Below are 21305 nucleotides of genomic sequence, written 5' to 3'. Positions count from 1 at the left end.
TACCCCACGGTCTGGCGACCCGTCTCGTGGGGACCTTCGTCCTCAGGGGTGTCGCGTGACCGGGGGCACGTCGTGTAACGCGGCTCTCAGGGGCTGAGCACGTCGTCCAGCGGACGACGTGGGGTGGCGCGGTGGGTGCTGCGGGAGATCTCCTGCCAGCCGATGCGCAGCACGACGTGCGGGACCAGTCGGCCGCCGAGGACGTCGTGCTGGAGGGCGGGGCGGGTCTCGTCGACCTCGACGACCTGGCTGAGCGGCACCACGGAGAGCCCGGTGCGGGTCGCGAGCAGCCACAGGGCGCTCAGGGCCTCACCCGAGCGCAGCCACGCCTCGACGGAGTCGTCCGGGCCCCCGATCACCACCACCCCGTCGGAGGCCTCGACGAGGTCGCGCGCCGGACCGGGCACCTCGGGGCGCGCCGCCCGGCTGAACCGGCTGCGGTGGGCCAGGGGACCGAAGCCCATCTCGGGCACGGAGTCGGCCGGGATGCCGTCGTCGCGGCTGTGGTCGATCCAGGAGCGCTGCTCGGCGAGGAGCCGCTCGTCGCCCTCCTGGGCGCTCATCGCGCGGCTGATCAGCAGCTCGAGGCGGAACCGGGCGGTGACGTCGACGATCGGCTCGCTGAGCCCGCCCTGCTCGACCGCCGCCGCGGCGAGACGCTCCAGCCGTGAGACCGGGACCGGCCAGGAGGTGAACCGGCGCCGGTCGGTGCGGCGCTCGTGGATCGCCCGGAGCACGACGGCGGGGTCCTGCGCACCGGGTGTCTCCCGGGCGTCGGGATCGCGGTCGGCCAGGTGGATGCGGGCCAGCAGGCCGGGTTCCGCCGGGTCCGGCCGGCGCTGGAGCGTCGGCTCCCAGCCGAGCGCCCGGGCGGCCGCCTCGGCGTGGTGCAGTGCGGCGCCGCAGCTCAGCACCAGGTTGCGGCCGCGGGGGTCGGCGGCCGGCAGGGCGCGGGAGCAGTCGGCGTACAGCTCGAGGCTGGTGCCGTCCACGCGCCACCGCCACGGCTGGGTGTTGTGGACGCTCGGTGCGCGGCAGGCCAAGGCGACGACCTCGTACGCCGAGGCCGCGCGGCCGAGTCCGGGGGCGGACCGCGGCGGGGTGGCGCGACCGATGTCGGCCAGGGTGCCCATGGCCCGCTCCTCTCGTCTGGTGGGGTCGGGTACCCCCCAGCGTGAAGGGCATGTCTGCGGGAGCAAAGGGTCCATGGTCCCGGGCGCGGTGGGACCATCCGACGGGGTGGCTTCGGCCCCCAGAATCGGCCTTGGCATCAGCGCTGACCCGGCGCTGATACGGGCGCTGATACGGGCGCGGTCGCGCCGAGGGCGCGCGCACGAGAGCGCCAGCCGGTAGGTTCGAGCCTATGGCCGAGCCACGCACCACGCCGATCCGCGTCTTCCTGCTCGACGATCACGAGATCGTCCGGCGTGGGATCAAGGACCTCCTCGAGAGCGAGGGCGACATCGAGGTCGTCGGCGAGAGCGGCCTGGCCAAGGAGGCGGCGGCGCGGATCCCCGCGCTGCGCCCCGACGTCGCGATCCTGGACGGCCGGCTGCCGGACGGCTCCGGCATCGACGTGTGCCGCGAGGTGCGGTCCCTCGACCCCTCGGTGCACGCGCTGATCCTGACCTCCTACGACGACGACGAGGCGCTGTTCTCCGCGATCATGGCGGGGGCCGCGGGCTACCTGCTCAAGCAGGTGCGGGGCAACGACCTCATCGACACCGTCCGCCGGGTCGCCGACGGCCAGTCGATGCTGGACCCGGCGGTCACCGCCCAGGTGCTCGAGCGGCTGCGCACCGGCCCGCCGCGCGACTCCAACCTCGAGCGGCTCACCAGCCAGGAGCAGAAGATCCTCGACCTGATCGCCGAGGGCATGACCAACCGGCAGATCGCCGAGCACATGTTCCTGGCCGAGAAGACGATCAAGAACTACGTCTCCTCGTTGCTGGCCAAGCTCGGGCTGGACAGCCGCACCCAGGCCGCGATCTACGCCACCAAGCACCGGCACTGAGCTTCATCGGCTGGGGCACACGGACTGGCGCGCGCTCAGCTCGCCACCAGGCGACGTCCGGTGACCGAGCGGGGGATCACCTCGACCCACACCGGGCGCGGACCGCTCGGCCAGGTCTGCAGGTCGGGCGGGTTGGGCCCCTCGCGCCCCGGGTAGACCAGCCGGGCGGTGCCCTGGACCACGACGCTCCACCCGGCGCGGGTGTGGTGGTCGAGGTCGTCGACCTCGTAGGCCACCGGGCTGTCGTCGATCTGCTGCGCGAGCGAGGAGTAGGCGGTGGTGCGCAGCCACAGCACGCCGTCGCTGACCGCATGGTTGACCGGGCGCAGCGCCGGCCCGTCGGGGCCGGTCCAGGCGATCCGGCCGAGCTCCCGCGAGCCCAGCAGCGCCCAGCAGTCGCCCTCGTCGAGCTCGATGAGCGGCCCCGTCCCCCAGCGCAAGGCATCGTCGTGTGGCGCGTCCATGCTTCCTCCGTCCCTCGGACCCTTTCTGAACCTCTGCAGCCATCGTGCCCCCACCCCGGTCGCCCCTACCCCGACTGGGTGCGCCACGGGCGCCGACTCGCGGTGTGACCTCGGCCGCGAGGATCGGTGCGGGGGCCGTGGCGTTGCTAACCTCGTGCCTGGCCGCGGCGGTTTCGTGCTGCCGAGATGGGCGCCTGCCCCGGAACCGCCGAAGGAGGACACACACCGATGGTGAGCAGCGACGGGACCCCGTCCGAGGAGCCGTGCTTCCCGGACGCGCTGGGCGAGGCCCCGTTCGACGACCTGCTCCGTGAGGTGCTGTCCCGGGTCGGGGGCGTGCTCGACGAGCAGGCCCGGCTGCGGCTGCTGCTGGACGCCGTGGTCGCGATGGCGGCCGACCTCAGCCTCGACGGCGTGCTGACCCGGATCGTGGAGGTCGCCAGCCGGCTCGTGGACGCCAAGTACGCCGCCCTCGGGGTGCTCGGCAGCGGCCCCGGAAAGCGGCTGCGGACCTTCGTGCACCACGGGATGGACGGGGACGCCGTCACCCGGATCGGCGCGCTGCCCGACGGTCATGGGCTGCTCGGCCTGATCATCGACCGCCCCGAGCCGCTGCGGCTGCACGACATCGCCGCGCACCCCGCGTCGTACGGCTTCCCGCCGAACCACCCGCCGATGCACTCCTTGCTCGGCGTCCCGGTGCGGATCCGCGACAAGGTCTTCGGCAACCTCTACCTCACCGAGAAGGCCGGCGGCGGCGACTTCACCAAGGCCGACGAGGAGGTCGTGGTCGCGCTGGCCGCGGCCGCCGGCGTGGCGATCGAGAACGCCCGGCTCTACGAGGAGGCCGCGCGCCGCGAGCGCTGGCTCGCCGCGACCGCCGAGATCACCGGGCTGCTCGCCGGCTCGGTGCACGGGCTGGACGCGCTCCAGGCGGTCGCCGACCGGGCCCGCGAGGTCGCGGAGGCCGACCTCGCCTGGATCGTCACCGGCTCCGACGAGGACGACCTGGTGCTGCAGGTGATCGCCCGCGCCGAGGGCGCCACGCCGCAGGGCGCGCAGGCGGCGGCCGCGGCCGAGCACACGCGCACCGTCGTACGGACCGGTACGGCGCTCTCGCTCGACCGGCTCTCCCTCGACGACGGCGCCCAGGGGCCGGTGGTGATCGTGCCGCTGCGCACGCCCGACGGGGTCGAGGGCGCCCTCGGGCTCTCCTGGACCCTGGAGAACGCCGCGCTGCACCACGAGGTCGACGCCCAGCTGCCCGCGAGCTTCGCCGAGCACGCCGCTCTCGCGATCCAGGTCGCCCGCGCCCACTCCGACCAGCAGCGCCTGGCGCTCTTCGAGGACCGCGACCGGATCGCCCGCGACCTGCACGACCTGGTGATCCAGCGGCTCTTCGCCGTCGGGCTGACCCTGCAGAGCACGGCCCGGACCTCCGACAACCCCGAGCTCGCCGAGCGCCTGGAGTCCAGCGTCGACGAGCTCGACGCCACGATCAAGGACATCCGGCGCTCGATCTTCGCCCTCGGCGCGATGGAGCACGCCTCCGACATCCAGGCCGAGGTCACCCGCATGGTCGACCGCGCGGCCGGCACCTTGAAGTTCCGACCGGTGCTGCGGTTCACCGGCCCGGTGCGCACCCTGGTCTCCGACGACGTCGCCCCGCACCTGCTGGCCGTGCTCGGCGAGGCGCTGTCCAACGCCAGCCGGCACGCCGAGGCGCAGGGGGTCGAGATCGACCTGGCCGCCGGCGCCGACATCGTCCTGCGCGTTGCCGACGACGGACGCGGCCTGCCCCCCGACGTACGCGAGAGTGGGCTGGGCAACATGCGCCGTCGGGCGGAGGAGCTCGGGGGACGCTGCGAGGTGCGCAGCGCGCCCGGTGAGGGCACCACGCTGACCTGGATCGTGCCGACCGGCCGCTGACAGGCCCCCTGTCCCGCCGCAACCGGGACGTTGGGCCCTGTGACCGAGGGCCCGGTGAGGCGAGGATCGGCGTGTCCCGCCCCGCACCAGCACAGGAGCAGCGATGTCCCCCGAGGTCCGGTCCGAGCACCGCACCGACCCCGCGGCGGAGGTCGTCGCCGTCGGCGTCGACGGCACCGCGCGCAGCCTCGGCGCGATCCGGTACGCCGCGGACGTGGCCGCCCGTGAGGGATCGGTCCTGCGCCTGGTGCACGTGAGCCCGTCGTACGTCCCGATGGCGCCGCTGCCGCTGACCCTCACGGACCTGCGGAGCGCGGCGGAGGATGTCCTCGCCGCCGCACGCAGCGAGGCGCTCGAGCGCCAGCCGGACCTCCTCATCGAGACCGCCCACGAGACCGGGTCGCGGGTGACCGGCCTGCTGCGCGGCACGGGCACCGCACACCTCCTGGTGCTCGGCCGCGAGACCCGCACCGGCGTGGACCGCATGGTCGCCGGAGCCACGACCGCAGCGGTGGCGGCTCGTACGCCGGTCCGCGCGGTGGTCGTCCCCGAGGGCTGGAGCGGTGCCGGCGGGCACGGCCGGGTGCTGCTCGGCGTGAAGCGTCCCGCCGTCTCGCCGCACCTGCTCTCGCGGGCCTTCGAGTTCGCGCGGGAGCGCGGCGCGACCCTGGTCGTGGTGCACGCCTGGCGGATGCCGGACGCCTACTCCGACCTGATCGCCCAGCGGGTCCGCCCCGAGGAGTGGCGCGACGAGGGGCTGCGGATGCTGACCTCGCTGCTCGCCCCGTGGCGCGCGGAGTACCCCGACGTCCAGGTCGAGCTGCACGCCGAGCACGGCACCCCCACGGAGGTGCTGGTGCGGCACAGTGCGGCCGTCGACGTGGTCGTCGTCCTGCGCCGGCGCCGCGACGCCGGCCGGATCTGGCCGCTCGGCAACGTCGCGCGGTCCCTGCTGCGGTTCTCCGAGGCGCCGGTCGAGGTGGTCCCTGACGGGTCGGTCGACGACCTGATGCCCGGACTGGTGCTCGAGGAGGGCGGCCAGATCCTGCGCTGACAACGACTCCTCCTCCTGGGCTTGAGGGAGCCGGGGAGGAGGTACGGCGGCCCGTGTGCGGGGCGCGGTGGTCGAGCCCAGCTCCCACCGCAGCCTTGAGGGAGGTTCCCCCGCCCGGGCCGCCGTTGCTCCACCCCGAGTCGGCCCGTGTGGTTGCGCGAGAACGCCGACGCGCCCCCGGCCGGTGGCCGGGGGCGCGCGGTGGTGCAGGAGGGGTCAGGCGTCGGTGCCGAGGACCGCGCGGGCGGCCTCGAGGCGGGCGACCGGCACCCGGAACGGCGAGCAGGACACGTAGTCCAGCCCGACGGTCTCGAAGAAGTGGATCGACGCCGGGTCGCCGCCGTGCTCGCCGCAGACGCCGACCTTGAGGTCCGGCTTGGTGGCGCGGCCCTTCTGGGTGCCCATCTCGACCATGCCGCCGACGCCGCGCTGGTCCAGCGACTCGAACGGCGAGACGTCGAAGATGCCGTGCTCGAAGTACTTCGAGAAGAACGCCGCCTCCACGTCGTCGCGCGAGAAGCCCCACGCCATCTGGGTGAGGTCGTTGGTGCCGAAGGAGAAGAACTCCGCCGACGCCGCGATCCGGTCGGCGAGGAACGCCGCGCGCGGCAGCTCGATCATGGTGCCGACCTTGACGTCGATCTCGACGCCGCGGGCCGCCTGGACCTCCTCGGCGACCGCGAGGATGTCGCGCTTGACCACGTCGAGCTCGCGCACGCTGGCCACCAGCGGAACCATGATCTCGGGCAGCGGGGTGCCGCCGGCCTCGATGCGGTCCGCGGCGGCCTCGAGGATCGCCCGGGCCTGCATGACGAACAGCCCGGGGATCTGGATGCCGAGTCGTACGCCGCGCAGGCCGAGCATCGGGTTCTGCTCGTGCAGGCGGCGTACGTGGTCCAGCAGGCGTACGTCGTGCGGGTCCGCGCCGCCGGCGGCCTCGGCCAGCGCCACCTTGACCGAGAGCTCGGTGTAGTCGGGCAGGAACTCGTGCAGCGGCGGGTCGATGAGGCGGATGGTGACCGGCAGGCCGTCCATCGCCTCGAGGATGCCGGCGAAGTCGGCGCGCTGGAGCGGCAGCAGCGCGTCGAGCGCGGCCTCCTGCCCGGCGGAGTCCTCGGCGACGATGAGGTGCTCGACGAGCTCGCGGCGGTCGCCGAGGAACATGTGCTCGGTGCGGCACAGGCCGATGCCCTCGGCGCCGAACCGGCGGGCGCGGGCGGCGTCCTCGGCGGTGTCGGCGTTGGCGCGCACCTTCATGCGGCGCCGGGAGTCGGCGTGGGTCATGACCTCGTCGACGGCCAGCACGACGTCGGCGTCGACGTCCTCGCCCTCGAAGTAGCGCACCACGTCGGAGGGGGAGACCGGCACCGCACCGGCGAAGACCTCGCCGGTGGCGCCGTCGATGGAGATGACGTCGCCCTCGCGCAGCTCGCCGCCGCCGCGCACCTTGACGACCTTGGCCTCGACGTCGACGTCGAGGGCCTCGGCGCCGCACACGCAGGTGCGGCCCATGCCGCGTGCGACGACCGCGGCGTGGCTGGTCTTGCCGCCGCGGCTGGTCAGGATGCCCTGGGCGACGACCATGCCGGCCAGGTCGGAGGGGTTGGTCTCCTTGCGGACCAGGATGACGTCCTCGCCGCGCTCGACCCACGCGACGGCGGTGGGGGAGTCGAAGACGACCTTGCCGACGGCGGCACCGGGCGAGGCGTTCATGCCGGTGGCCAGCAGGACCTTGTCGGCGGAGGCGTCGAAGCGGGGGAACATCAGGCTGGCCAGCTGCGACCCGGTCACCCGGCTCAGCTGCTCGTCGGCCTCGATGAGTCCCTCGTCGCGCATGTGGCGGGAGATGCGGAACGCCGCACCGGGCGTGCGCTTGCCGACGCGGGTCTGCAGCATCCACAGCTTGCCGCGCTCGACGGTGAACTCGATGTCGCACATGTCGCGGTAGTGGCGCTCCAGCTGGGCCATGATCGCGATCAGGCCGTCGTACGACGTCTTGTCGAGCTTCTCGAAGTCGGCCAGGGAGACGGTGTTGCGGATGCCCGCGACGACGTCCTCGCCCTGGGCGTTCTGCAGGTAGTCGCCGTAGACGCCCTGGTTGCCCGACGCGGGGTCGCGGGTGAAGGCGACGCCGGAGCCGGAGTCCATGCCGAAGTTGCCGAACACCATGGTCTGCACGTTGACGGCGGTGCCGAGGTCCTCGGGGATCCGCTCGCGGCGACGGTAGAGCCGGGCGCGGTCGGTGTTCCAGGAGTTGAAGACCGCGCGGACGGAGAGGTCGAGCTGCTCGCGGGCGTCCTGCGGGAACTCGCGGCCGGCCTGGTCGCGGATGATCTGCTTGAAGGTCTCGACGAGTGCGCGCAGGTCGTCGGCGTCGAGGTCGAGGTCGGCGGTGGTGCCGCGGGCCGACTTCGCGGCGTCGAGGGCGCGGGAGAAGTGCTCGGAGTCGATGTGCAGGACGGTGCTGCCGAACATCGCCAGCAGGCGGCGGTAGGAGTCCAGCGCGAACCGCTCGTCACCGCTGAGCCGGGCTAGACCGTGGACGGACTCGTCGTTGAGGCCGATGTTGAGGACGGTCTCCATCATCCCGGGCATCGAGAACTTCGCGCCCGAGCGCACCGAGACCAGGAGCGGGTCCGCGGCGTCGCCGAGACGGCGTCCCATCGTCTCCTCGAGCGCCGACAGCCGTGCGCTCACCTGCTCGGCGAGCTCGCTCGGCTCGGTTCCGGCGGCCAGGTAGGCGCGGCAGGCGTCGGTGGAGATGGTGAAGCCCGGTGGCACCGGCAGCCCCAGGTTGGTCATCTCGGCGAGGTTGGCACCCTTGCCGCCCAGAAGATCCTTCTGGTCCTTGTTTCCCTGCGCGAAGTCATAGACATAGACGGTCACCCGCCCATCCTTGCCGCTCAGCGCGGTTTGATGCGTCGATCTCGCACAAGGGGACGATCGTGGCGCGGCCGGTTCGGCACATGTCTCAGCAGACGTCGCGGTGCCAGGCCCCCACCTCGCGCACCCAGGGCTCCGCGCGCAGGGTGATCCGCGGCCCGCGGAAGGTCGCCGTGACGCGCGCGCTGTCGCTGCCGGTCTCGGCGGCGTACGACGTGAGGCGGGGGGTGGTGCCGTGCTTGTCGGCCTGCGCGAGCGAGTCCTCGCCGAAGGCGCCCATGTCGACGGTGTCCTTGCAGCGCTCGCTCAGTAGCTCGAACGCCGCCGGCGCGTCACCGGTCGTGAAGGCGACGTGGTACTCGGTGACCGCCACCCGCAGGTCGGTGTCCACCGCCGGGAGCTGCGCGGCGGGAGCCGTCGGCGTGGCCACGGGCGCGGTGGTCGCGGGCGTGGATGCCGGTGCGCTCGGCGAGGACGGCGCGCTGGGCTCGGACGCGCTCGCGGACACGGAGGCCGTCGTGCTCGGGCTCTCACTGGGGCTCACCGAGGGTGTGCCCGGGGCCGGGCTCGTCGGCGTCGCGGTCGCGCTGTCGCTGACCGGAACCGTGGGCGCCTGGTCCTCGGAGTCGGAGCCGCAGCCGACCAGGGCGGCTGCCAGGGCGCCGGTCACGAGGGTGGGAAGGAGCAGGGGAACCAGGCGCTGAGGCATGGCTCGATGCTAAGCCGCTGCACCGACACGGCGGGTCTCCGCTCCGCGTGGACGCGAGCGTCCTTGGTAGGCCCCGTGGGACTCGAACCCACAACCAAGAGATTAAAAGTCTCCTGCTCTGCCAATTGAGCTAGGGGCCCGGGGGATCAGGGATTTAACCAGGTAAACCCTCTGGATAACTCCGGTGTAGTTCGCTCACGCGATCCAGGCCCGAGTATGCCCTGCGCGAACCACCGGGGCCGGTGGTGGGTGCAGCGCTTCCGCTTGGACCGTCCCTGATCGGCGTCCGTCGTCACGGGGATCGGAGTGGCAGCGTGGGCGAGGTCGTCCTACTCGGGGCTTCGCCTTGCGTCCATCCGCGCGGAGCGTCTGCTGGTGGCGGGTGCGCCCAGAGGCGGTGTGCGCGGCCTCGAAGCCGTCGGTAGCCAGGACGGTGGCGATGCGCACTGCAGGAGGCTGGCGGCGGTGAGGTCGCCGACGGGCAACATCTCGGACTGGTTCGACTGGGCGCATTCATTGGCGTGACGGCATTCGATGGTCCCGCGCGGGGAGCCCGGTCATCGATCTCTGTTCGTGAGAAAGCAATGTCACCCGCGAGACCTGCGGGATCCAGGCCGCGGTTTGGCATCCGCTCCCGAGCAGATCTTCTCAGCTGTGAATGTCGTACGCTCGCAATGTGACGCGGCCCTGACCTTCGTCGACGCGGTGGTCGGCCACCACCAGAAGGTTGTCTGCGCCGGCCGGGCGGGTAGGCACGTGCACTTTAGCGGTGCGGATCTTTTCCAGAACTCCGGTGCTCGTGTGCAGAACCTTGAGGTTCAGATTCTGATCCCACCATGCAAACCAGCCGTCCCCGCCTGTCGGATTGCCAGACGAAAACCCCCTCTGAATCACCTGGGGATCATCGCTGCCATCGAGAGAGGCGACGAGAGTTGCACGGGGATCCGTACGGCTCAACTTCCTCTTCGCCCTAGGGTTCGTCTCTGTCCACACCACCGCGGACCCGACGACCTCGTAGCTGAGGGCAAGTCCAGAGTCAGAGACCCTGATGGGGGTAACAGTCCCATCAGGAAGGAAGTACACGTCAGACTTCGACATCCCCGATGGCCAACGGTCATCGTTTTCTGTTCGCGAGAAGACAATTCCATCCGCAACAGGGGTAGCGCTGTCGTTCAGCCAGATCTTCTCTACCACTGTGGCGGGTTCGCGGTCCCCGGGTGTCCACTCGTATACATGCCGCCCGGCCCAGGGGTCGTCATCATCTTGCCATGTCGACCATACGAATCGCCCGCCGCCCGAGTGAACATAGGGAGGAGTTACGTCTCCCTCGGGGCTGGATTCTGAGATGACCTCGTCAAGGTCGCCTGATAGGTCCGTGTGACGAATTTTCCACTGCAGTCGCTCGCCCGTACCCGTATCGCCGACTGCTTCGATGTCGACAAAGAGGATGTCCTGCCCATCGAACGCGACACCGTCGATGACACCGTTCTCGTAGGAACTGTCGGCCAGCTTCACAAACTCCGATTCTTCCGTATTCCAAACCCCAAGTGAAGTGGCGGAGGAAGCGCCGGGACCTCCGAATCCAAATACCGCGATACCAGAATCGACAACCAAGCTGCCGACAAAACTCGATCCTGTGTCCAGGCTGTTCGCCAGGCTCCAGTTCGCAGGGGCCAGTGGGGCGGCAGCCGAGGCGGCTGCCTCGGGCGCACGAGTGCTTGCTTGCCCCGAGGGCCGCTCCTCGCTCCCCGCGCACCCGGCCAGGAGCATCACGCATGTACTTGCGGCAACGGCCGCCCCGATCCTCATGCGATCAGCCGCGCCTCGTAGCGGAGATGATCAATGCGACGGCGGTTGCCTTGGGGGCGCGAAAGCTCACGGGTGTCCTTTCGAGAGGGTGTCCGCAACCTAACCCGAGCGGCCGCGGCCCGGTGGGCTTTTGATCCGGCGTGATGGTTGCGGCTGCGCGGCCTGGACGCGTGCTGTCGGAGGCGCTGAGGCCGCGTTGCAAGCGGTTGCGGTGATTCGCGGATCCCGGACTCTGGTCCGGCCTTGGGCAGGGAGACCGGCGGCGACATCCGCGACGGGGGATCCGGTCCAGTGAACTGAATAGTCGCGGTGAGCGTGCCGCGACGTCCTGCGGGCATTCCAAGAACGGATGGACGGCGTTCCGTGAGGCAGTCCGAACCGTTGCTGGATCGGGGGTCCGCAGATCAGTGGAATCCTGATCCTCCAAGGGCCCGGGGATCAAACTTCATCGGCGGATTCCGGCATCGACGCCATCACGCGTCTGATGGGTGCCGCCCTGCGTGGAAGGACGGCTGCAAGTTCGAGGAGCCCTCCTGGCCGGCGACACGATCACGACCGAGACGTCCGTCTACGACTGGGACGTACTTGTCGAGGTGTCCTCGTGGAGCTGTACCGCGAGAGCACCCGCGTGGCGGGAAGGGCGACACCGGGCTCGGCCGTCGCCTCACCAGTCCGGGAGGCGGTCGTTCCAAGGGTGATCGTGGGGAAGGCCGACCCGCGCGTCGAGTGCGTACTCGCGGAACTCAGCCGGGAGTAGAACCGGGGCCTTGTCGGCCGGGGCCTCGAGGAGGTCCCAACGGTCCTCGTACCCCTCGAACACCCACCGGTAGACCCGAGCGTTCTTGATTGGCGTGTTCCGCTTGCCAGGTACTGCGTCAGGATCGGTAAGCCATGACGTGTGACTGATCCATGTCGCGGCCGCGACGTGGTCACGCGGTACAACGAAGCAGCGAGTATTGGCGGGCGCGTCGTTGAGAATCACGAAGACGAACCACTCCGCGTCGGATAAAGCACGCGTCTGGGACTTCAGCCCGAGGGGCCAGTTTGTGTTCTCGCCGTTACCGGAAGCGGTCTTGACCTGGACCTCAATCAACCGACGCGGTGCGGCGTTGGGGTCGACAGCCAGGATGTCGGTGCGTTCCAAGCCATCGCGGGTCAGAGCAACACCCCAGCCAAGCCGCGACATCATTGAACAAACCCAATGTTCTCCTGTCGATTTCACCATTTTGGTGTCCGCCACGACGGCCTCCCTCGGTTGGGGGAGCGAGGCTACCGTCGTCAACCTGGGACTGCTGAAGGTTTGGTCGTTGCTCGTGGTGACTGGTTTCCGGCCGCGTAGATGGTCTCAACCTGCCGTCCGACCTTTCGCCCACCTGCTTGAGCGACCCGACGCGCCGAGCCGCCACACGACCACCTCGATCCAGGCGAGCGTTGCCGGCCTGCTCATGGGTTTCGTCCGTCGGGCCGGGGTACCGCTCGGGCGTGTGCTTCTCGATGGGCGCCGATGTGACCGCCGGAGTCGTCCTGCTCCCGGTCGCTGCGATCTGCCTGCGCGAGGTGCGCACGGCCCGGGAGCTGCCGTTCGCGTCGCTGCCGCTGCTCTTCGCGCTGCACCAGCTGACCGAGGCCCTCGTCTGGCACGGTGCGTCCGACTACGTCTCGGCCGGTGTCCAGCACGCCGCCGCGATGATCTACGTCCTCTTCGCCTTCCCGGTCCTCCCGATCTTCGTGCCGCTCGCGGTGCTGCTGCTCGAGCCGGTGGGCCGGCGCCAGCGGGTGGCGCCGTTCGTGGCGCTCGGCGCGGTGGTCGCGGCGTACCTGCTCTGGGCGGTCCTCGACGGCCCGCTCGTGGTCAGGGAGGAGCCGCACGCCCTGATCTACGACGTCGACCTGACGTACGGGGCGATGTGGGCAGTGCTGTACATCGTGGCGGTGATCGGCCCGTCGGTGCTGTCGGACTACCCCTCGATCGTCGCCTTCGGGTTGCTCAACCTCGTCGGGCTCACGGTCGTCGCCATCGTCTACGTCGAGGCGTTCGCGTCGCTGTGGTGCGTCTACGCGGCGCTGACCTCCGCCCTGGTCATGGTGCACATGGTGCTGCGCCGCCGGCTGCCGGACATCCACCGCCTCGAGGGTCAGGGACTGGCGCGTGCCTGACCGCGGCGGGCATCGGCAACGCGGGGTCTCGGCCGTCTAGGTGCCCGGCGCTGCCAACCCGTCAGGAGACGTCGCCGCGCGAACCCGCTCGACCAGGTTGTCCAGGTCGACCGGTCGGCTCGTGTCGACGACGACAGGAGCGTCGTTTAACCCGAGCGGCCCCCTGAAGGATGCACGCATGCCCCGGACGCCTTCCTCGACGTCGTACGGCGTGCGCAGACGGTCGAGGTGACCGGGATGCCGTTCGCGCGCGGCGAAGCGGGCGGCAGCCAGCTCGACGGGGCAGTCGCAGAACACCTCGACGAGCGAGGCGGAGATGGCGCGAAGTCGCTCGGGAGCGGTGTCGTGGTCCCACCAGTTCACGAGCACGGCAGCTGGTGAGGACCGGGCGAGGCGATAGAGGACCTCGTCGCTCGCGCGGCTGAGCCGGTACCGCTGTTCGGGGCCGTCGCAGCCGAGGCTGTCGAACAGCGACTCGAGGATGTCGTCCTTGTCCAACAGCGGGAGGGAGAGCCGCTCGCTGAGTGCCCTGCCGATGGTCGTCTTGCCGCTGGCAGCCAACCCGGAGACGACGATCAGCAGGCGGGCGCTCACGCTGGCATCGTGCCATCGGTGGGCCGCATGCGCGGCGGATGCGACCGGGTTGCTGGCGTCCCGAGCCGCCAGGTCTTCGTCGGGCCGCGGCTGTGGGGCGGCCCGACGAAGACAGCCGGGGGTTACCGGAGGTTCCGGGTCCGTGTGGCCCGCGCTGGGGTCACGCTGTCTGAGCCCAGGTACTGGAGCGTGACGCTGTAGCGCCCAGGGCGGGCGGCCGCCAAGGTGAGGCTGACGCGACCGTCACGGTTCAGGCCCAGTTGTCTGGTGTGCAGGACGGCGCCGTTGCGGAGCACGGTGACGATTGTCCGTCCGCTCACGACGGCCTTCGACTTCACCGTGGCCTTGATCAGCAGGGTGCGTGGTGTGGCCCCCGGAACCAGCCTCATCGCGATGCTCGCCGCCGCTCGCCTCGCTGTGGCTCCGTTCGAGGTGGCGAAGCCAGAGGCACTGCTCGCGGTGGTCGCTGTGACGCGCACCGTCAGGCGAGAGCCGACGTCTGCCGCCCTGACGAGGTACGCCCGGGTGGTGGCGTGAGGGATCGCGACGCCGTCGCGCTCCCACTGGTAGGCGATGTGCCGGGCGGTGGGGCTGAAGTCGCGCGGGGAGACCGCAGCGACACGGAGTCTCTGGCCTACACGGGCCTTGCCGTTGATCCTCACCGGCTTGCCGGTGTGGACGACCGTCTGGGTGCCGTGGCGGGCGTCGTACTCGCTGACCCGCTCGGCGCGTTGAGCGTCGTAGTGGGCGACGCACTGGGCTTCACCATCGAAGTCGACGCTCTGCCAGTCCCGCCACCCGCCGTTGAGGCAGACCCCGGAGTCCTCGGTCAGGCGCACCTTCGTGATCGTGCTCGCTGCGACGTCGGACTCCGACATCGGTAGGTCGACCCATTGCTTCTTGGAGTACATCTTGGTCATGTCCGCGTAGTGCGGCGAGTTCGGGTTCGTCGACTGGGAGAACGCGAGGACGCCCTTGCTCACCAGGCCGTCGCGCCGGTACTCGGAGGCCTGGATCCAGCTGGCGCCGGCGGTGACGTCGGGGTAGCCGCCGGCGGCGGCGTTGAACGGTGCGTTCACGATGTTGAACAATCCCGAGGCGTTGGTGCCGCCGTGCATCGGGATCCGTTCGCCGTTGCGGGTGACGTACTGCAGGTCACCGAGGCGGGCATCGAGCGCGATGTCGGCGGCGCGGAGCTTGGTCACGGCCGCCGCGATCGCCTGGAGCACGGCCGGGTTGTTCTGCGGGTCGAGGTCTCGCGGAGTGTTGACCGGGTCGGCGGGGTCGAAGGGAACGAGGAAGTTCCAGTTCGCCGGCACCCTGCTGCTGTTGCCGCTGGCGACCATGATCTCGCGGAACAGGTGGGCGCCTCGACTGCCGAGGTCGTCGCGAAGGTCCCATCCCCGAAGCGCCTCGCATGCGTCCCCGATGTCGACCACGGTGCCGTCGGGACCGGTGACCTGCGGGTTGGCTTCGCAGAGCTCGACCATGCCGTTGCGAGAGATGACCCCGGTGTAGCTGGTGTTGTCGAACATGAGCCTCTGCAAGCCCCTCAGGGTGAACTTGTCGCCCGCTGCCCCGTCCGTGCCGGTGAGACGGGACAGGATCGCGTGCAGTCCTCCTCGCGTGCGCAGCGTGCGCTCGGTGCCAGTGGCGCCGAAGGTGCCGTCGTAGCCGGTCAGCGGCGCCCGGGGGTTGGCGAGCCAGTGACTGTCGTTCATGTTCGCCACGAAGTCGTCGCGGAAGAGGTGCGGCGTCGCGTCGGGGCCGAATGTTCCAGGCTGCGACGCGGTCGGATCGGTCTGCCACATGCATGCCGAGCGGGATCCGTCGAGGCCGCCTGGCACGCTGCAGACCTCTCGCTGGGCATCTGTGACGTAGGGGATCGGGTTGGCGTCGGTGTAGTAGGTGCGCCCCGAGGAGTCGACGGCCATGACGTTCGTGGTCATCGCCTGGTGGTGCACAAGGGCGTCTGCGAACTCCTCGACTGACTCGGCTTTCCAAGTGTCGTTGAGTGAATCGACACCGCGCCACGCGGGATCGATCGAGCGCACGGCGTAGGCGTGCTGGTCGTCCCAGGTGAAGCCGGGACCGCCGACCAAGCGGGCGCCGTAGTGGGTGGAGAAGAAGGTGCGGTCGACCGTGGTGTGCCCCCCGACGCCGTCGGGCACCTGCACCGACGCGACCTCCTGGGTCATGGCGCGCTCTTCGCCGTCGAAGTAGTAGTGCGTCGGCTTCCCGGGGACCAGGTCCAGTCGGTAGAACGTGTAGTCCCGTGCCGTCGACACCGTCGAGGTCCAGGCGACGTCCTCGGTTGCGCCGAAGGCGACCTGGATCCTGCCCATGGTGGTGGCCCCGGTCATGTTCATCTCGCCGGGGATGGTCTGGTGCAGGGCGTACATCCGTTGCGAGGGCGCATTCCAGCTCAGGTGCGGATTGGCCAGCAGCATCCCTGTCTCGCCGGCGGTGGCCTCTCGCCCGATGGCGACGCCGTTGCTGCCGCGCCACTCATCGAAGAGCCCGTTCACCGCCTCGTCCGGGGTGATCCCCCGCGAACCGCGCTGGGTCGATCGCCGCGCTGGAGGCGAGGTGGGCGGGGCGGCGGCGAGGAACTGCGGGGACAGCGCGGAGAGGAAGAACGGCATCCGCGAGATCCGCCGCAGATCCATCTCGGTGATGGGGCGCAGCCACTCGGCGCCCTTGCAGGCAGGGTCGGTCAGGTTGTCCACGCCCGTGTCACGCAGGTAGCGATTGAACCCCGCGGCGGCGCCACGGAAGATCTTTGCCTGCCGTTCCTCGAGCTCTTCCTCGGCTGCGCCGCGATCGATGAACAGTTGATAGAAGGAGTCGCTCGCAATGTTCGCAGGCGTCGCGTCGAGGCGCCGGGCGCGCTCCGCGGCGAAGGTGATCACGAGGTCCGAGATCATGCAGATGTTGTCCTCGGCCATGGCGTAGCCGGTGCCGTAGCCCAAGCTGGCGTAGTCGTCGGCCTTGATGTTCGGCACCCCGCCTTCGGTACGGCGAACCGTCACCTCGTAGCTCAGGTCGCGATCGATGGACGGCGAAGACCCGGATGCGCCACTCGGTGCGCTCCTGGCCGCGGTCGCGGCCGGGCTGAGGCTCAAACCGGTAAGAGCGACAGCGGCCACGGTCAAGCCGATGGCGGTTCCGGTGAGGGGGGTTCGCGGCATCACGCCTCCAATGCGTAGTCACGCCCAAGGCGCAGATGTGAGTTGCGTCACAATGTTGCGCAGGGTAGGTGTGGCCGCGCACGGGTCGGCCGGCGAGTTCCGCTGACTGGGACGCTCAAGGCCGATGGCAGTCGAGTCGGGGGACTGGCGACGGGCGAAGATCTAGCCGGGTACGTGCCGCTGAAGAGCAGACAGCTGGAGAAGGTCGTCCGCGTCGACGGTGACGACCACGCGCTTCCCCAGCCGGTCGGTGACTTCTGTCCGCCAGCCGGTCGAACGTCGCCGGCCACGGTTGATCGTCAACGGCCCGGCGTACTTCTCGAGCGGCAGCTGGTACACGACCGGCACGGTTACCAGTGCGACGCTGGTGACCGCCAGGACGAGGGGGCTCACCCCGAGGCTGGCGGTGCCCACCGGACGTCGTCGCGGGGACCCAAGTAGAGCAGGAACACCTCGGCGCGGGTCAGCAGCTGACGGCGAGCGTGGCGTGGCCCCCGCATGCCTTTCGTCCGTCCACTGGGTCTGGCCCGCACCACCACGGGCGCGGGGACTCACAGCTGAAGGGTGCACCACGCACATGGAGCTTCGCCGGAGCGCAGCGGTCCTCGCCACCGCGGTCATCTCTCTGTCCACCGCAGCGGCGGCGGCACCACTTCCCGCTGTGGCCGCACCAGCGGGCGCCGCGGGTGACCTCGCCGGAACGAGGCTCGGGCAGGCGCTGGTCCTTCACGACCTGTCGGTCAGCGCCGAGCGCATCGAGGCGTGGATCTCCGAGCACCCCGACGCCGCCGCTCCTGCGGCGAGGTGGGCCGAGCACCGTCTCCAGCGCACCGGGCGCACCGAGATCGTCTACGGCAAGGCCACCGAGGGGCGGGGCTACTGCCTGATCGCCTCCCACCCCCAGGCGGGCCTCGGCGACGACGAGTACTACGTCGTGGGCACCGGGCTGGAGGAGCCGATCAAGGCGAACCTCGACGACGTCGCCGACGCCGGAGAGGGCGGGTGTGGCGCCGTGGCGCGCGACGCAGAGGGATCCGGCCCCAGCCTCGACGGTGGCGCCGCGAAGCGATCGGTTCCGATCACCGGCATCGAGGTGCAGCAGTTCATGTGGGACGACCTGATGCACAACATCGAGGTCATCCACGACTACCGCGAGGACAACGGCGTCCTGCCGAACCGGAAGTGGGTCAACCGCCGGCTTCAGAGGACCGGCCTGAGCGAGGCCCTGTACACGGCGCCCACGAAGGGGGCCGGGTACTGCACCGCGCAGCAGAACGTCGCGTCGCTCGGCGGCAAGCAGCCGATGTGGGCAGGGACCGGCCTGGGGAGGCCCAGCGTCGCGTCGTTCAAGGGCATCGGCCTGACCGACAGTGCCTGTGGCCGAGTGATGCGCGAGCACGGTTACGGCGCCGAGGAGTACCGCGAGCGTCGCAAGGCCGCCCGGGCCGCGCTCATGATGTCGCTGGAGTCGGACGTGAAGAACGCCGCCGTGGCGGTCGAGACCTGGCTCGTGGACAACCGCGGCACGCGCATCCGTCCCACCCGCGCCGGCGAGGCCGGTGGCCCGCTCGAGGAGGTGCGCGTCAGCGAGGGCAACACCGTCCGGCTCTGGGGTGCACCCGGCAAGGCCAAGCGCCAGGACTATTGCCTGTTCGCCACGAACCCGACGGCAGGCCTCAAGCCCGGGCAGGGTGTCTGGTACGACTCCACGAACGGCGGCGCCGCGGCCCTCAAGCACCGACCGAAGACGGGGACCTGCGGGACCGTGAAGCTCTGATCACGCCGCGAGCTCGGTTCGCCCGCGCAGCCCGCACCGGGCTGGAAGGATCGCGAGCCATGAGTGCAGCGCGCGATGAGTGGGTGTACGTCGTCACGGACATCGAGGTCGACGGCCCGTGGCCGGGGCCGAACTCGATGAGGTCGTTCGCCTCGGTCGCGGTCACCCTCGACGGCACCGAGCACGGCCGTTTCGAGGCCGTCCTGGAGGAGCTGCCGGGAGCCGCTCCGCACGCGAAGACGCTGGAGTGGTTCGAGTCCATCCCCGAGGTGTGGGCCGCCGCGACCACCGACCCGCGCCCGGTGCCGGAGGTCATGGCGCGCTATGCGGACTGGGTGAGGTCGCTTCCCGGGGAGAAGACCTTCGCCGCCTCGCCGCTGGCCTTCGACGGCATCTGGATCGACTACTACCTCCGCCGGTTCACCCGGTACGGCATCCTCCAGGGGCCGTACGAGGAGGAGTACCTGTTCGACGGGCCCGGACTCTGCATCCGCAGCTACGCGGCGGCCGTGACGGGGCGCCCCGCAGCCGAGATGTCGCCCTCCGCCCTTCCCGGCGCGTGGTTCGGCGACGTCGAGCACACGCACAAGGCCATCGACGACGCGCTCGGCTACGCGAACCTGCTGGTGACCCTGGCACGGAAGGCCACGGCTGCTTCCTGAGGCGACGTCGCCGGAAGGCAGCACCGAGCGGCGAGTCCGTGGGGCACACTTCCGCGCATGCATGACCACCGTGACACCCGTTCCTCGCGCCTCGAGGTCGTCCTGGGCCTGCCGTTGCTGCCGTTCGTCTGGGCGTGGGACCTGCTCCGCTGGGTGGGCCGTGGCGTACGCCGCGTGGTGGCGGCGATCGCCGGGGCCGTGGCGCGGGTGCTCGCCGCGCTGGGGCGCGCGGTGTCCTGGCTGTTCCGGCCGATCGCGCGGTTGCTGAGGGCGCTGCGTGACCTGCTGCGCCCGGTGGCCGAGCTCCTCGCCAGGTGGGGCGCCGCCGTCGTCCGTGCGGTCGAGAAGGTGCTGCTCGCCCCGTGGCGGTGGCTGCTCGCGGCGTTCCGTGCGCTCGGCCGGCTGCTCCGGCGCCCGTTCCAGTGGATAGCGGCGGTCTGGGCGGCGGTGCGCCGGTGGCTGGTCGCGGCGGTGCGGCCAGTCCTGCAGGCCCTCCGCGCGGCCTGCCTGGCGCCGCTGCGGTGGGCGCGGGCGGCCGCGCGTGCCGTCGGCCGGTTCTTCGCCCGCCTGTTCGCGGCGCCCGTCAGGTGGCTGCGCGCGCTCGTCCTCACACCGATCCGCCGCGTCCGGGACGCCGTACGACGGGCGCGTCAGCGCGTGGTGGCCGCCCTGCCGCGCCCCCGCTTCCGCCGCCGCCCCTCCGACCTGGCGTAGCGCCGGCCAGGGGGCGGACACAGAGGTTTACCTGACCCCGCCGCGGGTTAATCGGTGTGTGCAGGCGCGAGCCCGACTTCTCCCCTCACGCAGCGTGGAGGCCGGGCTCGCGCCTTTGTCTTCCGCCCGCGAGCGGCTTGCGATGGTTAGGGTCCGCGGCATGGCATACGGGGACTACCAGATCGAGCTCTACTTCGCGGCGCTCCAAGGGGTGCTGCCCCGGATGCCGTTCGACCACGGCGAGCTCGAGCGGGACGCGCTCGCGGCGATGCCGCCCGAGCTGCGCAGCTACATCGCCGGCGGGTCGGGGGACGAGTCGACCCAGCGCGGCAACGTCGAGGCGTTCCAACGCTGGGCGCTGGTGCCGCGGATGCTCACCCGCGCAGCCGAGCGCGACCTCTCGATCGACCTCTTCGGCAAGAAGCTCCCGACGCCGCTGCTGATGGCGCCGGTCGGCGTGATCGGCCTGTGCACGCCCGACGGGCACGGCGACATCGCGACCGCCCAGGCGTCGGCGCAGACCGGCGTACCGATGATCGCCTCGACGCTGATGAACGACCCGTTCGAGGAGGTCGTCCCGCACACCGGCGACACCCCGTCGTACTTCCAGCTCTACACGCCCAAGGACCGCGACCTCGCCGCGAGCCTGGTCACGCGAGCCGAGCAGGCGGGGTACGACGGCATCGTGGTCACCCTCGACACCTGGGTGCCGGGCTGGCGTCCGCGCGACCTGGCCAGCGGAAACTTCCCGCAGCTGCGCGGCAAGGCGCTGGCCAACTACACCTCCGACCCGGTGTTCCAGGCGATGACCGGGCCGGATCCCGATCCGGGCACCGTGGTCTTCACCTGGGCCGGCACGTTCGGCAACCCGCTCTCGTGGGACGACCTGGCCTGGCTGCGCTCGCTGACCGACCTGCCGCTGCTGCTCAAGGGCATCTGCCACCCCGACGACGCCCGCCGGGCCCTCGACCACGGCGTCGACGGGATCTACTGCTCCAACCACGGCGGCCGGCAGGCCAACGGCGGCGGCTCGGCGCTCCAGTGGCTTCCGGGCGTCGTCGAGGTGGCGGCCGGCGCGCCGGTCATCTTCGACTCCGGCGTCCGCTCCGGCCCCGACGTGGTCAAGGCGCTGGCGCTGGGCGCGACCGCGGTCGCCGTCGGCCGGCCCTACGTCTACGGGCTCGCGCTCGGCGGGGTCCCCGGCGCCGTCCACGTGCTCCGCTCGCTGCTGGCCGAGACCGACCTGGTCATGGCCGTGGACGGCTACCCGACGCTGGCCGACCTGACGCCGGAGGCGCTGCAGCGGGTGGTCTGAGCCGACCCGCTGCAACGGCCCTCGCGCCGGCCC

Annotated in this window: 17 protein-coding genes and 1 tRNA gene; 8 read left to right on the top strand and 10 right to left on the bottom strand. The window is 70.9% G+C overall.

Annotation, left to right across the window (positions count from 1 at the left end):
* Window positions 1–86: 86 nt before the first annotated feature.
* A complete protein-coding gene (locus tag HBO46_RS18690) occupies window positions 87–1133 on the bottom strand; it encodes an Acg family FMN-binding oxidoreductase (RefSeq protein WP_166134396.1) in 1047 nt (348 codons plus the stop codon).
* A gap of 230 nt (window positions 1134–1363) precedes the next feature.
* Between HBO46_RS18690 and HBO46_RS18685 the strand changes: the two genes are divergently transcribed.
* Window positions 1364–2014: a response regulator gene (locus tag HBO46_RS18685; protein ID WP_166134394.1), complete on the top strand. Its 651-nt coding sequence runs from the start codon at window positions 1364–1366 to the stop codon at window positions 2012–2014.
* 35 nt (window positions 2015–2049) lie between these two features.
* On the opposite strand, the gene HBO46_RS18680 is transcribed toward HBO46_RS18685, so the two are convergent.
* Complete coding sequence (locus tag HBO46_RS18680) at window positions 2050–2478, bottom strand: pyridoxamine 5'-phosphate oxidase family protein (RefSeq protein WP_166134392.1); 429 nt, start codon at window positions 2476–2478, stop codon at window positions 2050–2052.
* 228 nt (window positions 2479–2706) lie between these two features.
* On the opposite strand from HBO46_RS18680, the gene HBO46_RS18675 reads away from it, so the two are divergent.
* Window positions 2707–4407, top strand: a complete 1701-nt coding sequence (locus HBO46_RS18675; RefSeq protein WP_166134390.1) for a GAF domain-containing sensor histidine kinase — start codon at window positions 2707–2709, stop codon at window positions 4405–4407.
* 103 nt (window positions 4408–4510) lie between these two features.
* Complete coding sequence (locus HBO46_RS18670; RefSeq protein WP_166134388.1) at window positions 4511–5461, top strand: universal stress protein; 951 nt, start codon at window positions 4511–4513, stop codon at window positions 5459–5461.
* A gap of 216 nt (window positions 5462–5677) precedes the next feature.
* On the opposite strand, the gene ppdK is transcribed toward HBO46_RS18670, so the two are convergent.
* From ppdK to HBO46_RS18645, 5 genes are all read right to left on the bottom strand, one after another.
* Complete coding sequence (gene ppdK / locus HBO46_RS18665) at window positions 5678–8347, bottom strand: pyruvate, phosphate dikinase (protein ID WP_166134386.1); 2670 nt, start codon at window positions 8345–8347, stop codon at window positions 5678–5680.
* A gap of 85 nt (window positions 8348–8432) precedes the next feature.
* Entirely contained in the window at window positions 8433–9053 is a 621-nt protein-coding gene (locus HBO46_RS18660) for a hypothetical protein (RefSeq protein ID WP_166134384.1), read from the bottom strand.
* Window positions 9054–9117: 64 nt separating this feature from the next.
* A tRNA-Lys gene (locus HBO46_RS18655) sits at window positions 9118–9193 on the bottom strand.
* A 508-nt stretch (window positions 9194–9701) separates the two neighbouring features.
* Entirely contained in the window at window positions 9702–10568 is an 867-nt protein-coding gene (locus HBO46_RS18650) for a hypothetical protein (RefSeq protein ID WP_166134382.1), read from the bottom strand.
* Between the two features lie 958 nt (window positions 10569–11526).
* Window positions 11527–12102, bottom strand: coding sequence for a hypothetical protein (locus HBO46_RS18645; RefSeq protein WP_224769240.1), 576 nt, complete (start codon window positions 12100–12102; stop codon window positions 11527–11529).
* Between the two features lie 254 nt (window positions 12103–12356).
* Between HBO46_RS18645 and HBO46_RS18640 the strand changes: the two genes are divergently transcribed.
* The gene (locus tag HBO46_RS18640) at window positions 12357–13019 is read left to right on the top strand and encodes a DUF6629 family protein (RefSeq protein WP_317983902.1); all 663 of its coding nucleotides are present in this window, start codon (window positions 12357–12359) and stop codon (window positions 13017–13019) included.
* 36 nt (window positions 13020–13055) lie between these two features.
* Here HBO46_RS18640 and HBO46_RS18635 read toward each other — a convergent pair whose 3' ends face one another.
* From HBO46_RS18635 to HBO46_RS18625, 3 genes are all read right to left on the bottom strand, one after another.
* A complete protein-coding gene (locus HBO46_RS18635; RefSeq protein WP_166134378.1) occupies window positions 13056–13613 on the bottom strand; it encodes an AAA family ATPase in 558 nt (185 codons plus the stop codon).
* Between the two features lie 122 nt (window positions 13614–13735).
* Window positions 13736–16804: a penicillin acylase family protein gene (locus HBO46_RS18630; protein WP_166134376.1), complete on the bottom strand. Its 3069-nt coding sequence runs from the start codon at window positions 16802–16804 to the stop codon at window positions 13736–13738.
* A 162-nt stretch (window positions 16805–16966) separates the two neighbouring features.
* Window positions 16967–17218, bottom strand: a complete 252-nt coding sequence (locus HBO46_RS18625; RefSeq protein ID WP_166134374.1) for a hypothetical protein — start codon at window positions 17216–17218, stop codon at window positions 16967–16969.
* Window positions 17219–17381: 163 nt separating this feature from the next.
* Here HBO46_RS18625 and HBO46_RS18620 point away from each other — a divergent pair, with 163 nt between their 5' ends.
* The 4 genes from HBO46_RS18620 (at window position 17382) to HBO46_RS18605 (ending at window position 21272) form a co-directional block, all read left to right on the top strand.
* Complete coding sequence (locus HBO46_RS18620) at window positions 17382–18581, top strand: hypothetical protein (RefSeq protein WP_166134372.1); 1200 nt, start codon at window positions 17382–17384, stop codon at window positions 18579–18581.
* Window positions 18582–18640: 59 nt separating this feature from the next.
* Entirely contained in the window at window positions 18641–19243 is a 603-nt protein-coding gene (locus tag HBO46_RS18615) for a hypothetical protein (protein ID WP_166134370.1), read from the top strand.
* Between the two features lie 57 nt (window positions 19244–19300).
* Window positions 19301–19957 (top strand): hypothetical protein, encoded by a 657-nt coding sequence (locus HBO46_RS18610; RefSeq protein WP_166134368.1) that lies wholly within the window; start codon window positions 19301–19303, stop codon window positions 19955–19957.
* A 160-nt stretch (window positions 19958–20117) separates the two neighbouring features.
* The gene (locus HBO46_RS18605; RefSeq protein ID WP_166134366.1) at window positions 20118–21272 is read left to right on the top strand and encodes an alpha-hydroxy-acid oxidizing protein; all 1155 of its coding nucleotides are present in this window, start codon (window positions 20118–20120) and stop codon (window positions 21270–21272) included.
* The last annotated feature ends 33 nt before the right edge of the window (window positions 21273–21305 follow it).

It is taken from the genome of Nocardioides ochotonae (assembly GCF_011420305.2).
GTDB classification, from domain to species: Bacteria; Actinomycetota; Actinomycetes; order Propionibacteriales; family Nocardioidaceae; genus Nocardioides; species Nocardioides ochotonae.
This window is presented reverse-complemented; position numbering and strand designations above follow the sequence as displayed.